This window comes from Weissella koreensis KCTC 3621 (genome assembly GCF_000277645.1).
On record NZ_AKGG01000005.1, the window covers coordinates 423,108 to 438,234 of the forward strand.

13 protein-coding genes and 1 pseudogene are annotated in these 15,127 nt (G+C 34.5%); 12 read left to right on the plus strand and 2 right to left on the minus strand.

All coding sequences use genetic code 11. The features are described 5' to 3' along the window. Nucleotides 1–181 precede the first annotated feature (181 nt). Nucleotides 182–1,390 (plus strand): GGDEF domain-containing protein, encoded by a 1,209-nt coding sequence (locus tag JC2156_RS02800; RefSeq protein WP_006845315.1) that lies wholly within the window; start codon nt 182–184, stop codon nt 1,388–1,390. A 77-nt stretch (nt 1,391–1,467) separates the two neighbouring features. Here JC2156_RS02800 and JC2156_RS02805 read toward each other — a convergent pair whose 3' ends face one another. Further along, the gene (locus tag JC2156_RS02805) at nt 1,468–2,340 is read right to left on the minus strand and encodes a C40 family peptidase (RefSeq protein ID WP_006845316.1); all 873 of its coding nucleotides are present in this window, start codon (nt 2,338–2,340) and stop codon (nt 1,468–1,470) included. 207 nt (nt 2,341–2,547) lie between these two features. Continuing rightward, nucleotides 2,548–2,883 (minus strand): annotated as a pseudogene (locus JC2156_RS02810) (heavy metal-binding domain-containing protein). A gap of 271 nt (nt 2,884–3,154) precedes the next feature. Here JC2156_RS02810 and JC2156_RS08540 point away from each other — a divergent pair. The 11 genes from JC2156_RS08540 to JC2156_RS02860 all read left to right on the plus strand — a co-directional run bounded on the left by JC2156_RS08540 (nt 3,155) and on the right by JC2156_RS02860 (nt 15,045). After that, on the plus strand, nt 3,155–3,574 hold the full coding sequence (locus JC2156_RS08540; RefSeq protein WP_050986670.1) for a hypothetical protein: 420 nt from the start codon (nt 3,155–3,157) through the stop codon (nt 3,572–3,574). A gap of 279 nt (nt 3,575–3,853) precedes the next feature. Continuing rightward, nucleotides 3,854–5,704: a DNA primase gene (gene dnaG / locus JC2156_RS02815; RefSeq protein ID WP_081482755.1), complete on the plus strand. Its 1,851-nt coding sequence runs from the start codon at nt 3,854–3,856 to the stop codon at nt 5,702–5,704. Nucleotides 5,705–5,730: 26 nt separating this feature from the next. Continuing rightward, the gene (rpoD, locus tag JC2156_RS02820) at nt 5,731–6,864 is read left to right on the plus strand and encodes an RNA polymerase sigma factor RpoD (RefSeq protein WP_006845320.1); all 1,134 of its coding nucleotides are present in this window, start codon (nt 5,731–5,733) and stop codon (nt 6,862–6,864) included. A 409-nt stretch (nt 6,865–7,273) separates the two neighbouring features. Further along, entirely contained in the window at nt 7,274–8,296 is a 1,023-nt protein-coding gene (gene hrcA, locus JC2156_RS02825; protein ID WP_006845321.1) for a heat-inducible transcriptional repressor HrcA, read from the plus strand. 15 nt (nt 8,297–8,311) lie between these two features. Then, complete coding sequence (gene grpE, locus JC2156_RS02830; protein WP_006845322.1) at nt 8,312–8,902, plus strand: nucleotide exchange factor GrpE; 591 nt, start codon at nt 8,312–8,314, stop codon at nt 8,900–8,902. 41 nt (nt 8,903–8,943) lie between these two features. Continuing rightward, nucleotides 8,944–10,767, plus strand: coding sequence for a molecular chaperone DnaK (gene dnaK, locus JC2156_RS02835; RefSeq protein WP_006845323.1), 1,824 nt, complete (start codon nt 8,944–8,946; stop codon nt 10,765–10,767). Between the two features lie 96 nt (nt 10,768–10,863). Next, nucleotides 10,864–11,784 (plus strand): DnaJ C-terminal domain-containing protein, encoded by a 921-nt coding sequence (locus JC2156_RS02840; RefSeq protein WP_006845324.1) that lies wholly within the window; start codon nt 10,864–10,866, stop codon nt 11,782–11,784. A 231-nt stretch (nt 11,785–12,015) separates the two neighbouring features. Beyond that, nucleotides 12,016–12,288 (plus strand): hypothetical protein, encoded by a 273-nt coding sequence (locus JC2156_RS02845; protein ID WP_006845325.1) that lies wholly within the window; start codon nt 12,016–12,018, stop codon nt 12,286–12,288. A gap of 10 nt (nt 12,289–12,298) precedes the next feature. Next, complete coding sequence (locus tag JC2156_RS02850) at nt 12,299–13,072, plus strand: hypothetical protein (protein WP_155815898.1); 774 nt, start codon at nt 12,299–12,301, stop codon at nt 13,070–13,072. 53 nt (nt 13,073–13,125) lie between these two features. After that, the gene (locus JC2156_RS02855) at nt 13,126–13,758 is read left to right on the plus strand and encodes a sugar transferase (protein ID WP_006845327.1); all 633 of its coding nucleotides are present in this window, start codon (nt 13,126–13,128) and stop codon (nt 13,756–13,758) included. Between the two features lie 84 nt (nt 13,759–13,842). Then, nucleotides 13,843–15,045, plus strand: coding sequence for an MFS transporter (locus JC2156_RS02860; protein WP_238530583.1), 1,203 nt, complete (start codon nt 13,843–13,845; stop codon nt 15,043–15,045). Nucleotides 15,046–15,127: the final 82 nt, after the last annotated feature.

Genomic DNA, 15,127 nt, shown 5'->3' on the forward strand with positions numbered 1-15,127 from the left:
GGTGAAATTCGCCTGTCGTCATTTTTTGACTTTAGTTATTACGAAAAGTAAGCTAGTGGCAAAAAATGCATTAATTTATGCAAAAACAGAAAAATATATACTGTTAATTAATTTATAATGAACTGTTGTGTAATTTTTATAATTAAATAAATAAATATAAAAAAGGAGAATAGATAAATGTATGTTGAATAGTATACTAAACACAATTGATCAATTTTTGGATGTGTTTATTCATGTTTTTTATGCTTCTAGTTTTGAAGGACTTTTTATTGTCTTTGGGTTAATTCTAATTTGTTATATTGCTGTTGGAATGTTAGATGAAAACTTTATTCAAAATCGAAAATTGCAACGAAAGACAGCTGTGATTGCAGGCTTTATTCCATTAATGGCGGTCCTTTCGCTCCAAATGTATTGGAGATTAACAAGAGTTGATAATTTTGGGTTATATGAATCGAATTTACAATTGATACTAATGTTTTATTTTTTGCTAATGTTTAATACTAAGGTTCAAGTTTATGTAGATAGTGGATTGGCCATTGTACTCGCAGTCTTCTTTATATGCGATGGGGCTTATAAATTGCCCATAGCACATTTGATCCTTGGTATTTTTGGATTAATATTAGCAATTATTGTAATGTTTATAATTCAACGAAATGCTAAAAAGATTGTTAGTAGTTGGTATTTGAAAATAATATCAGTTTTATGTTTTGCTAATGCTTGGTGGTTAATGTTGATTTTATCAAAAGATTTAACTGTTATGATGTATATAGCCTTAGTTTTGAAATTTATAGTTTTCATAAGTGTAGTTTTGATTATTAATCAAATTGTTTTAAAGCGATGGAATAATTATCATAAAATGATGGATGAAATAAACAGGGACTTTTTAACGGGAACCTTTAATCGTGAGGCATTTAACGAAGATTTTACAACATTATTTATGGAAAGTATTGAAAATAATTTTAGTTTGGCTTTTGTCATGTTCGATATTGATAATTTTAAATCGTTCAATGATACATATGGACATTTAATGGGTGATGAAGTTCTAAAAGAAGTTACTAAGACGGTACAAGATGAATTAAATCGTAGTTATTTAGGTGGTAAATTGTATCGTTTAGGTGGTGAAGAATTTGGAATGTTGATTCGGAAACATGAGAATGAACGGACAGAGACTCTAGTGAGAAAAATTGGTTCACGTATTCATCAAATAGATATTAAGAAAGATAATTCTGATATACATTTGTCTATCTCGATGGGGATGACGATGGTTCATGTTGATTCGGATGTTAATGCTCGGCAAATTTATGATCGTGCAGATGGATTTGTTTATTATTCTAAGCAGCATGGTAAAGATGCCCTTACAAATGAAGGCGAATTAAGTCGTTTTGAATAAAAATGATCATATTAAAATAAAAGCTCTTATCCTAGCGCTAACTTAGGATAAGAGTTTTTTAGTTTATATTTAAGAAACTAAACTTCGCGTTGGACGTAACCTGGTTTAAATAGTTTTTCCCAAGTCAATGTTTTTGAAGTTTTTGGATTAACTAATTGATCTAAACGAGTAATAGTTACTCCATTTTGAGAAGCAGCATCATGCAAAATAAAATTATCACCGAGATAAATAGCTACGTGTTGACGTTCTTCAGGATATCCATCAGGGGTGATTAAAAGGTCGCCACGCTCTTTTGTGTACCAAGTATATGAAGTCCCTGTTGTAGCTAATAGTGAGGTCCTAGTATAGGCTTGAACTACTAGTGGTTGACCTGCCTGACGGTAAAACCAAGAAACAAACGAAGAACAATCAAACCGGTTTTTCTTAATATCAGATTCAGTTCGACCACCACCATAGACGTAGGGGCTTTTACCAATTAATTTTGAACCAGAAGAGATAGCTTTTTCGATAATGGGATTATCGGATTTTAAATTATTAGATACATGCTCGTATGCTTGAATGGCATCATCAGAACCATCTTTAGTGAAGTAATAGTAGTTGTTATCAAATTTCTTTAACCCATAAACCATTTCATTAGTTTTAGGATCAAAATAATATTGTTTATTATTTAAAGTTTGAAGTCCAGTGATTTTTTTATTAGTATTGGTTGCAGTTAAATATGTTTTGAAGTTTGTTTTTTGTAATTGGACACTCTGGCCATTGGAGAGCTGATAGGTCTTAGCTTCTCCGTGAATGGCGAAAATTTGTAATTTAAATAGGCAACCAACCGTGATGATTATTATTAAGAGGAATCCAAACCATTTAAGTAAAAGATGTTTGTTTTTAGATTGCTTTTTAATTGATTTTTTATTATGTTTTTCGTTTCGTGAGGGAAGTTTTTGATTGGTCATATGTGACCTCCACTAGATTTATAAATGTTATTATGCCAAAGAATAGCCTAAATATGTTAATTAAAGCTTAATTTTAATTGATAATGCCTGATTATACAGTAAAATTGTTACCACTTAAATAAATTATTTTAAGCAACATATTACAACTTAACGATTTTTTGGTTAAGCGTTATTTCATAATATTACATATTATGATAAGTTGATATTTTATTCGTTGGTTGGTTTAATTTTAACGGCAGTACCATAAGCAATGACTGAGTCGCCAATTGTTGCAGATGAAGAATCAAATCGGAACATAATGATTGTGCATTAGCACCAAGTGATTGGGCATGGTCACGCATTCTTTGAATTGCTTCTTCACGGGCAATATCTTGGAGCTTAGTATAACCTTTGATCTCGTCATCAATAATTATTTTCATATCTTGGCCGAAACTAGAAAATAAATTTCGTGAACGTGTTGTTAGATCGAACACCTCCCCCTAATGTTACGATTACCTCATAATTTGCGATATTTTCAGATGTAACGACAATAATACTATCCATAAGAGACACCTTTTGTATCGAAGATTGCTGATGTTGAATATTGTAGTATAGCGATAAAAATTTAATGCCAACAATTAGAAGCTTATTATACAGTGATACACATTTTCTGCAATGGCAAATGATACAGGAAACTATTGATTATGATGATATTGTGGTTCGGTTATTTTTGCTGAAATTAGTAAAATTAAAATATTGTTTATTCATAAAGATTGGCTATAATAAAGCCGTATCATATACATAATTATAAAATTTAAATAATGGAGATTAAATAATGAATAAAAGCATTTTAGGGATTGTGATTTTACCAATTTTATTGGTATCAATGCACACAACTCCGCATATAACACCTCATGTTACTACTCATACGACAAATCATATTAGCTCAAGAAAATCAGTCCGGAGTGGTAATAGTAGAACTAATGATCGTTCAAAAATTAGTCAACATAATAATAATCGCAGACAATCTATACATTATCGCCATAATCAATCCAGCTTTTTCAGAAATTTGATATTTTGGAACTTGCTTACTCATCATAGTCGAAATGATAAAGAGTTTATAAGGGTAAAAGATAAAACCGGAAAATGGCATAAGGTCGAACTGTCAAAAAAACAATTAAAAACAATTGAGCATAAGGATAAATTGATTTATTCTAAAGGCCATGTTTATGAAGGGGAAAAACGCATTAATTAAATGATTAATCCATTCTTGTGCTATGTATATTTTTGTTTGTAATATTGACATATAGTGTAGTATTAATAAACAGAAAGTACCTATTAAATTTCTTGAATTTAGGGTAGAATTCATCAATCATTATTGTTACTTATAACTATAAATAGGAGTGATGATAAATTAAGGTTTGACAACGGATTTAAGCTCTTAAAATCATTGACAAAGTATGATGATAAATGTCATACTTAAGGTTGCTTATTTGGTGTAAAAAAATGAGGAGGGGTCATCATCGCAATCTCAATTCCAGATGAATTAGTCGAAAATATTCGGCAAAGTGTGAATATTGTTGATGTGGTTAGCCCTTATGTGGCTTTAAAAAAACAAGGACGGAACCTCTTCGGCCGTTGTCCATGGCATGAAGAACGAACACCATCGTTTTCAGTTAATGAAGAAAAACAGATTTTTCATTGTTTTTCGTGTGGACGTGGTGGAAATGCTTTTACTTTTTTAATGGAAAAAGAAGAATTATCTTTCCCGCAAGCTGTTGCTAAAGTGGCAAGTATGACAGGGATAGAACTTGACTCAACTTACACAGTGAGTTCAGATGAGAAACGCCAAATTTCACAACATCAACGCGATCTTCTAGCATTGTATGATGAAGCGACTAAATTTTATCATTATTTATTGGTTAATGCCGAAATTGGGGATGATGCCTTACAGTATCTGCATCAACGGGGGCTTGATGATACGACGATTGATGCTTACATGCTTGGATACGCGCCGGAAGGTGATGCTTTATATAATTATTTTAATGAAAAAAAAGTAGATTATCAGTTGATGCGTGAATCAGAACTATTTATTGTTTGGGATGATGGAACGCTGCATGATCGGTTTGTTGATCGCATATTGTTTACGATTAGAAATCGTGAAGGCGCACCAATTGCTTTTTCCGGTCGTCGAATGTCAAACGATACGACGATCGCTAAGTACATGAATAGTCCCGAAAGTGCTTTGTTTGATAAATCAGAAGAGTTATTTAATTTTGATCTAGCTAAGACAACAATTAAAAAAAGTAAGGTTGTCATTCTTTTTGAAGGCTTTATGGATGTTATTGCCGCTTTTCAGGCAGGAATTCATAATGGAGTTGCTTCAATGGGGACAAGTCTTACTAAAACTCAGGTTCGCCGATTAGGTCAAAGCGCCGAAGAAATTAATATTGCTTATGATGCGGATACAGCTGGACAAGCAGCTACTTATCGAGCAATTGACCTAATTAATAAAAATAGTTCATTAAAAATTAAAATTATTAATATTCCTGATGGACAAGATCCTGATGAATATTTACGTAGTCAAGGAATCGACGCTTTGCGAGAAGTTTTGACTCGTAATTTAAAAGATCCGGTTGAGTTTAATTTGAACTATCTTCGTAAGGACTATGACTTAAGCAATCAAAGTGATATTTTCAATTATATTGAGCAAGTTTTACCAGCACTTGCACAAGTGAAAGAACCATTAGTGCGTCAAACCTATATGCAACAGTTAGCAACAGAGTTTAATGTAAGCAGTTCTGGCTTAGAAGAGCAATTGCGCAACTTAATGATGCAGCAACAAGCCTCCAGGCAGACAGAAAATACTCGGGTAAAAGATAATTACGTTCCAATATTAGAAACGCCAAACCTGGTTGAAAAACCGGTTTTATCTCAGGTGGAGCAGGCTGAACAAATTTTATTAACTTGGATGTTAAAACATCAAGATGCTTGGTTAAAGGTTACTAGTAGGCTTGATTTTCATTTTGTTGATGTGGTTTATGAAACTTTGTTTATGCTAGCTGATGGCTATAAACAAAAGAATCAGATTCAAGAAATTGATAATTGGGCTGATTTTATGGATTTTGTAAAGGAACCGGATTTAGTTAGAGTGCTTTCACAATTAGATCAAATTGATGATGCTATGATGCAGGAATTAGATCAAGTGGATGAGTATATTGGTGTGTTATTAAATCGAGCGCCGCTTGAAGAAAAAATTAAACAAAAACAACGTGAGTTGTTGGAGGCTAAGCAAGTTAATAATGAAGTTTTAGCGACTCAATTAAGCTTTGAAGTTTTATCTTTATTACGAGAAAAGCAAGCAGCACAATCTAATCAACAGTAATTTTTAAACAATTAAGGAGCGATAGTATGCCTAAAAAAGTAGAGCAAACTGATGTAGATTTTGATCAAAAAGGTTTTGACAAAGCAATTAAGGATCTTGTAAAAGAATACAAAAAATCAACGACAATTAAAGAAGATGAATTGCATGAAACATTGGTTAAACGTTGGAATTTAAATGCTAACCAAATTGATGAACTATATGATAAGGTCGAAGCAGCTGGGATTGCCATTGTTGATGAACAAGGTGAACCAGCTATGCGTGCTTTGAATAATAAAAAGACGGCTTTAAGTGAAAAAGAATTAAAGCAAGCAGCTGAAGCACCATCTGGGATTAAAATTAATGATCCTGTACGTATGTATTTAAAAGAGATTGGCCGTGTTAGCTTATTGACAGGTCCAGAAGAAGTTGCATTGGCCGAACGTATTGAAGAGGGTGATGCATCTGCTAAGCAAGAATTGGCTGAGGCTAATTTGCGTTTGGTGGTTTCAATTGCAAAACGTTATGTTGGTCGTGGAATGCAATTCTTGGATTTGATTCAAGAAGGAAATATGGGCTTGATGAAGGCAGTTGAGAAGTTCGATTACCGTAAGGGGTTCAAATTTTCAACTTATGCCACATGGTGGATTCGTCAAGCGATCACTCGCGCAATTGCCGACCAAGCTCGTACAATTAGAATTCCAGTGCATATGGTGGAAACGATTAATAAATTAATCCGAATCCAACGATCATTGCTTTCTGATTTGGGACGAGAACCAACTCCTGAGGAAATTGGGGCTGAGATGGATATTGCGACAGAAAAAGTTCGTGATATTCTTAAAATTGCGCAAGAACCAGTTTCCTTAGAAACGCCAATTGGTGAAGAAGATGATTCACATCTAGGTGATTTCATTGAAGACAATGAAGCTGTTTCACCAGCTGATTCCGCCGCATATCAAATGTTGAAGGAACAGCTAGAATCAGTACTAGATACTCTAACTGATCGTGAAGAGAACGTCTTACGTTTGCGCTTTGGATTAGAAGATGGCCGGACTCGAACATTAGAAGAAGTTGGTAAAGTCTTTGGTGTGACGCGAGAACGAATTCGTCAAATCGAAGCCAAGGCACTTCGGAAACTTCGCCATCCAACGCGTTCAAAGCAATTACGTGATTTCTTGGACTAAAATTAATTGAAAGTTTTTTATAATTAAGATTAACTTTGATAAGTAAAAAGAATTATCTTGTAAGTAATATGATGAATGGGTTTAAAAATCTCATGATTTTTTATTCTTACATTAGATAATTCTTTTTTATTTTTATTTTAAATTTTAATAATAGTGAATTATTTTATACTTTTGGTACGAAAGCCGATATTGATGATAACTTTAATTTGGTATTTTAATGGATAAAAGCCCTTATTTATCAAGTAAGAACGTTAAAATTAGCATAATATGTATTGAACTATTCTAAGTATTTTGGCACTCCATAAAATCAAGTGCCAAAATAGTTGACATTTATTTTTTTGAGTGTATTATTATAGTTGTTAGCAATAAGAAAGTAAGAGTGCTAATAACCAAGAAAGGAAAAATTGAGATGTTAACAGAACGGCAAAGAATCATTTTAAATGCGATTATTGCTGATTACATCCGATTTGGAAAAGCTGTTGGCTCAAAAGCTTTGTTGGTTGATGTAGATCTACCGGTTAGTTCGGCGACAATTCGAAATGAGATGGCACATTTAGAGGATCAAGGATTGATTCAGAAGGAGCACGCTTCTTCTGGTCGTATTCCTTCTCAACAGGGTTATCGTTTCTATGTTGATTATTTAATGAGAACTCACCGTCCTTCAAAAGAGGAGCGACAACAAATTTATCGCACTTTTAGTCGAAGATTTCAACAAGTTGATGATTTGTTAATTCAGGTCACTAAATTTATGGCAAATATCACAGGATATACAGCCATTGCGTTAAAACCAGCGACTAATGACGTAAAGCTCTCGGGTTTTCAACTAATTCCAATTGATGGACAGCAAATTATGGCAGTGTTAGTGACTAGTAATGGTCAAACTGCCAGTCAAAGTTTCCGTCTTCCTAAGGGAACATCAATTGAAGAACTAAAGATAATTGTCACATATATTAATCATCAATTAGTTGGACGTCCAATTCGTGAAGCTTTGCAAAGTCTGAGTGGTGATTTTCCATTAGATTTGGAGCGAACTATTCGGTCACCTCAAGCTTTCTTGCAATTGTTTGGAGATATGCTCTCACAGGCAATTCAGGATAAGGTTTTCATTGGGGGAAGTTTGAATATAATGGACTTTACTACTGATAGTGATTTAGGAGATATTAAGGCCTTATATCAATTGTTAGATGATCCTGAAGAAATGCATAAAATTATTGGTTCTGCGAATGAAGGAGTCTTTGTACAAATTGGCGAAGAAAATTCAGATGAGATTTTAAAACCTTATAGTTTAGTCTCAACGCGTTACCAAATACCGATGCATGGATTTGGAGAGTTAGCGATATTAGGGCCAACTAATATGCCATATCCTAAGATTGTTACGATTCTAAATGAAGTTCGACAAGCCGTAGTAGAAGAATTACAAGAATATTATTAGAAAAGAGGTGTTGGTATGGCCGATAATAAGGCGGAGCAAACAGAGTCAGTTGACGAAGAGTTATTAGAACCAGTTGATGAAACAGACCATCAAACTGATAGTGAAACAGTTGCAACCGATGCTGATGTTTCTAATGATGAAGATTCAGTGGAAGTGGATCCATTGCAAGAATTGCAAGCAAAGTACGATGCATTAGAAGATAAATATTTGCGTACCAATGCAGAAATGCAAAATATGCAAACTCGTTTCGCAAAAGAACAGGCAACTTCATTAAAGTACGCCAATCAAAAGCTAGCTAAATCAATTTTGCCAGCTTTAGATAATTTAGAACGGGCCATTGACGTTGAAGCCAATGATGAGTCCGCTCAAAAAATTAAGAGTGGTGTAGAAATAGTCTACAAGAGTTTGAACAGCGCCTTGGAAGATAATGACATCAAGGCTGTCGGTGTGGTTGGTGAACCATTTGATCCTGAAATGCATCAATCAGTTCAAACTCAACCAGCGGATGACCAACATCCAGCTGATACGATTGCTCAAGTTTTGCAAAAGGGATACTTACTAGCTGATCGGGTTGTACGACCAGCAATGGTTGTTGTTTATAACTAATTTAAATAAAAATTAAAAAATATAAGTCGAGGTAAATTAATATGTCAAAGATTATTGGTATTGATTTAGGAACTACAAATTCTGCTGTTGCTGTTATGGAAGGTGGAACTCCAAAAGTTATCACTAACCCAAACGGTGGACGGACAACTTCATCAGTTGTTTCATTTAAGAATGGTGAGAGCCAAGTTGGTGATACAGCTAAGCGTCAAGCAATGACAAACCCAGATACAATTGTATCAATTAAGTCACATATGGGTGAAGATGGTTATAAAGTTACGGTAGCCGGAAAAGATTATACTCCAGAAGAAATTTCAGCAATGATTTTGCAATACATCAAGAAGTATGCTGAAGATTATTTGGGAGAAACAGTTGATAAGGCTGTTATCACTGTTCCTGCATACTTTAACGACGCACAACGTCAAGCTACTAAGAATGCTGGTAAGATTGCTGGGTTGGAAGTTGAACGTATTATCAACGAACCAACGGCTGCAGCTTTGGCATATGGCCTTGATGATTTGACTAAGGATGAAAAAGTCTTAGTTTATGACCTTGGTGGTGGAACATTTGACGTTTCTATCCTTGAATTAGGAGATGGAGTCTTTGAAGTTTTGTCAACATCAGGAGATACACACCTTGGTGGTGATGACTTTGACGAAAAGGTTATTGATTGGTTAGCTGAAGACTTCAAGAACGAAAATGGTATTGATTTGAAGCAAGATGCTTTGGCTATGCAACGTTTGAAGGAAGCTGCTGAAACTGCTAAGAAGACTTTGTCACAAGCTACAGAAGCACAAATTGATTTGCCATTTATTGCTTCATCAGATAATGGTCCTCTTCATATTCAAACAACTTTGACTCGAGCTAAGTTCAATCAATTGACACATGATCTAGTTGAACGTACTAAGGCTTCAGTTGAAACTGCTTTGAAGGATGCCGGACTATCAAATGCTGATATTGATCAAGTTATCTTGAATGGAGGATCTACTCGAATTCCTGCTGTGCAAGAATTCGTTAAGGATTTGACTGGTAAGGAACCAAATCACTCAATCAATCCAGATGAAGCGGTTGCTTTGGGAGCTGCTGTACAAGGTGGTGTTATTACTGGTGATGTTAAGGATGTCGTTTTGCTTGATGTCACACCATTAACACTTGGAATTGAAACAATGGGTGGTGTATTCACTAAGTTGATCGATCGTAATACAACTATTCCTACTTCAAAGTCACAAGTCTTCTCAACTGCTGCTGATAACCAACCAGCCGTTGATATTCATGTTTTGCAAGGTGAGCGAGCTATGGCCGCTGACAACAAGACATTAGGACGTTTCCAATTGACTGATATTCCAGCTGCTCCACGTGGTGTACCACAAATTGAAGTTAAGTTTGATATTGACCGAAACGGAATTGTAACTGTTTCAGCCAAGGATCTTGGAACTCAAAAGGAACAAAAGATTACTATCCAAAATTCTGGATCATTGTCTGACGAAGAAATTGAAAAGATGATGAACGATGCTAAGGCTAATGAAGAAGCCGACAAGAAGCGTAAGGAAGAAGTTGATTTGCGCAATGATGTTGACCAATTGATTTTCTCAGCTGAGAAGACATTGGAAGATACAGGAGACAAGTTATCAGCTGATGACAAGAAGCCTGTTGAAGATGCTCTTACAGAATTGAAGTCTGCTAAGGAAGCTGATGATCTAGATCAAATGGCTGAAAAGAAGGAAGCTTTGGAAAAAGTTTCTCAAGAGTTAGCAGTTAAGTTGTATCAACAAGCAGCTCCTGAACAAGGTGCTGAAGGGTCTGAAGATAAGGCCGATGATAATACTGTTGATGGTGATTTCGAAGACGTTTCTGACGATAAAAAGTAATTGAAATTACTCTCGTGAGGACGTTTACCATTAAGAATGGGGTTTGTGCCCTTTTCTTATACATAAAAAATAAAAAAATGGAGGCGGGTTTTCCTCATGAACAACACAGATTTATATGAAACGTTAGGACTTGATAAGAATGCATCGCAAGATGATATAAAAAAGGCTTATCGAAAATTGTCGAAAAAATATCATCCAGATATTAATAAAGAACCAGGTGCCGAAGATACCTATAAAAAAGTTCAAGATGCTTATGAAACTTTAGGTGATGAAAAGAAGCGTGCATCATATGACCAATTTGGGACGACTGGTGACCAACAAGGATTTGGTGGTCAAGGTGGTTTCGGTGGTGGATTTGGTGGCCAAGGTGGTTATTCTGATTTTGGTGATATATTTAGTCAAATGTTCGGCGGGGCCTTTGATCCTAATCGGCCTCGACAAGGGTCTGATTTACAATACCGTCTTAATTTAACATTTGAAGAAGCTATTGCTGGTTTAGATACTGAAATCGAATATAACCGCACTGGATCAAATGGTCAAAGTGAACATAAGAAGGTTAAAGTAACAGTTCCAGCTGGAATTGATGACGGCCAACAAATGCGCATGAGTGGTTACGGTGAAGCTGGATCAAATGGTGGGCCTTTTGGAGATCTTTTCGTTGTATTCCATGTGGCTGCATCTAAGGATGGCTTTGAACGAGATGGAGCAGATGTTTACTTAGAACAACCACTTGATTTTGCAACAGCAACCCTTGGTGGTGAAATTCTGGTGAAGACGGTTCATGGGGAAGCTAAGTTGAAAATACCAGCTGGTACAGCGAATGGAAAACGTTTCCGTTTACGTGGAAAAGGAGCCCCTCGCCTACAAGGATCTGGTTATGGTGATCAATATGTTGTAGTTTATATTGATGTTCCGACTAAGTTAACCCGCGACCAACAAGATGCTTTGAAGAAATTCCAAAATGCGATGAATGGCGAAGAAACAAAGTTAGATAAAATTAAGAAAAAATTTCAATAAATCTCTTAATAAAAAATTAATATTTAAAGTTAAAGAAGTAGGTCTAATAGCCTACTTCTTTTTTTAATGTGTGTTTATCGCAGTTCATAATTCATATTTTATAAACATTTAGGTATAATTATTATTAATATATATGTTTTACTTAATTGATATGTTGTAATCAAATGATCAAAATAAGATATTAAAAGATTGACGAGATTAGACAAAAAATAGATAATATGAAGGATAGTTATGAATTTATCACAATTAAGGGCAGCAACATTAGCGATGCCTGAACAATATCAAATTATGGTGCGTAATCATGATATCGTTTTACCAGCGATATCACTTGAAATAGATCAAAAACAAATTAAAATTAAAACACAAATGGAAGGCCAAATAATATTGAGGGACTTACGTAATTTAAACGGCTGGGATCAAAGCAAGTTAATATTCGAGGTTGATCAAAAAATGCATTCAGTTTTTGGTTATCGTGTTGATGGAATACAATTAATTTTAGGGTAGGTATTAGAACTTGAAAAAGAAGAGATGGTGGATGATTGGAATTGCTGCAATTATTTTATTATTACTTATCGGAATTGCTATAGCAAAATTCACTCACAAAAATAATGATAGTCAGAATCAAGGACAAATTAAGACAAGCCAGAAGATAAATGAAGAGTCAATTAAACCGTTACAAGATGGGGCTAAGCATAAGACAAATAAAAGGACTTATGAAGTTTCTAAGAACGATAGTAACTCTGACCAATATGTTGCAAGTGGGAATTTAACTAAGCCGGGGCAATATAGTATCAGTCCTGCTGGAAATCGAAGTGAATTACAACAAATAAACGCCAATCCTGATCAACAATTAATGGATTCTGAGGTGAGTTATACTTTAAATAAGATAAAGGTACAATTAAATCAACCAAAAACAGATGAAGCCTTACAAATGGCAAGGATGGCATTGAATGATCGTAGTATTGATGGTGACTATCAGACCTTAATACTTAATTATTCAATCACTAATAAAACTAACCGAATCATTCAAACGGACGGTGTAAAGGAAGTTGAATTATCATCAAACGATGTGGTGACTGTTCAAAGTGGTTTGGATAATGATGCGAAGTTGAGTCAAAAAATGATTCAACCAGGAGAAACTGTAGAAACTTTTGCAACTATTTTAGTTGGAAAAGACGGTCAAGAAAAACAAATCTTAAATCGAGCAACCATCGCTTTTGCACCGGTATTAGATCAAAACCAAAATGTTATTACTAGTGACTCGCAAAAAATGACTGCTAAGTTTTAAAGTAAACTTAACAAGATAAAAAGTTTGAATAGGGAAGGATGATTAGGTAAGTTATGAGAAAAAATTCTTTATATGTTTTTTCAAAACGATTTGTTGATATTTCGGTTTCACTTTTTGCTTTGATTATGTTGTCACCACTTTTTCTAATCGTTACTTGTTTTTATCTCTTTGGACTTAATCGAGGACCAGTTTTCTATAAACAAACGCGAATTGGTGAATATGGAAAACCATTTAAAATTTATAAATTTCGTTCGATGGTTGTTGGTGCTGAAGAACGTCTTTATGAAAATCCAGTTCTTTATAAAAAATTTGTTGATAATGGCTATAAATTACCAATTGGTGAAGACCCTCGAATTACTCGTTTTGGTGCTTTTATTCGTAAAACAAGTATTGATGAGCTGCCTCAATTTTTAAATATTTTAATTGGTGATATGACTGTGATTGGGCCACGCCCGATTGTTCCCTCTGAACTTCATGAATATGAGACGGTTGAGCGGATTAATAAATTATTGTCAGTGAGACCAGGTGCAATGGGACTATGGCAAGGAAGTGGGCGTAGTAATATTCAATATCCACAACGTGCTGATATTGAATTACAATATATTGATAATCAAAGTCAATGGTTTGATTTTGTTGTCCTATTTAAAAATTTTGTGGCTATTTGTACAGCGCGTGGAGCACAGTAGGATAAATTAAAAAAATTAATGAATAAAATGGCTTGGATTAATCAAATCCGTGCCCTTTTATTTTAGGAGGAATTCAAGTTGGAAATGGAAACAAAAAAACAGAATTTTAGTTGGCCGTTATTGGGGTCGAATTTTGCCTCAGTTTTTGGCGAAGGGATTTACCGTTTTGCTTTGAACTGGTTTTTAGTAGCTAGTTTTGGTAATGCAAAAATTTTAGGTTGGTTAACAGGTTTTGGATTTGTGGTATTTATGATTTGCGACCTGATAGTTGGGATTTTATTGGATCGATATAATCGTAAAATGTTATTAGCGGGTGCAGATTTAGTTGGTGGTATTATTATATTATTGCTGTCATTTTTCTTGAATCCTGATAATCCGCAAATCTGGCTTTTATTTGCGGTAACCTTTGTCTTGAATGTTGATATATCATTTGCATATCCAGCGGGACGGACGCTTTTACCCGATGTCATTAAGGCCAATCGAGTGCCACGATTTAATGCTATGATTAGTATGGCTTTTACCTTGGGTCAGGCTTTAGGACCAATGGCTGGAGGAGTTTTACTCTCATTAAATTGGATTAATTTTAAAGATTTTTTGTTAATTTATAGTGGGCTTTTGATTTTAACAGCTGGAATTAATTCCTTGATTAAATATCATCCAGAAAAAGTTGCTAAAAATCATCAACCAATGTTTAAAGGGATTGTTGAAGGTTATCATTATGTTTTCAATACACCAAAATTACTAGAATCGATGTTGTTAGCTATGTGGTCAAACTTCTTTTCGGAAGGATTTGTGGTGGCAACTCCATATTTAGTACAAAAAGTTTATGGTGGGGATGCAAAAATTTATTCTGGAATGTTATCTTTGGCAGCAATAGCGGGCTTAATAATGGGGATTTGGTTAGCGCGGGCGCCAAAATTTAATCGATTGCAAACTTTATATCTTGACCTATCTATTTTAGGCGTTGTTTATATTTTAGCAGCGGTTTTCCCATATTTACCGGTTTTGACCGTCTTGGTAATTGCTGCAGGGGCTGTACGAGCTTCTGTCACGATTAAAATTAATACAGTCAATCAACAGGAAAGTAATCCTAAATTCTTAGGTAGAGTGATGAGTATCTCGTTTTTCTCAATTGATTTATGGGTACCTATGATTGTGATTTTAGTAGGTTATATGGTTGAACCATTCGGATCAAAGATTCTTTATATCTTCGGAGGATTGATGTTATTTGGAATCTGGACGATCCATTGGCTCATTAAGCATAAAAAACAAGCAAGCTTAAATTAATTCTTAAATCTTAAATTTTAATTATAAATTGTCATCGTCTTGTGCTTAGCATAAAATGGTGACTTTTTTTGAATATTTAAAA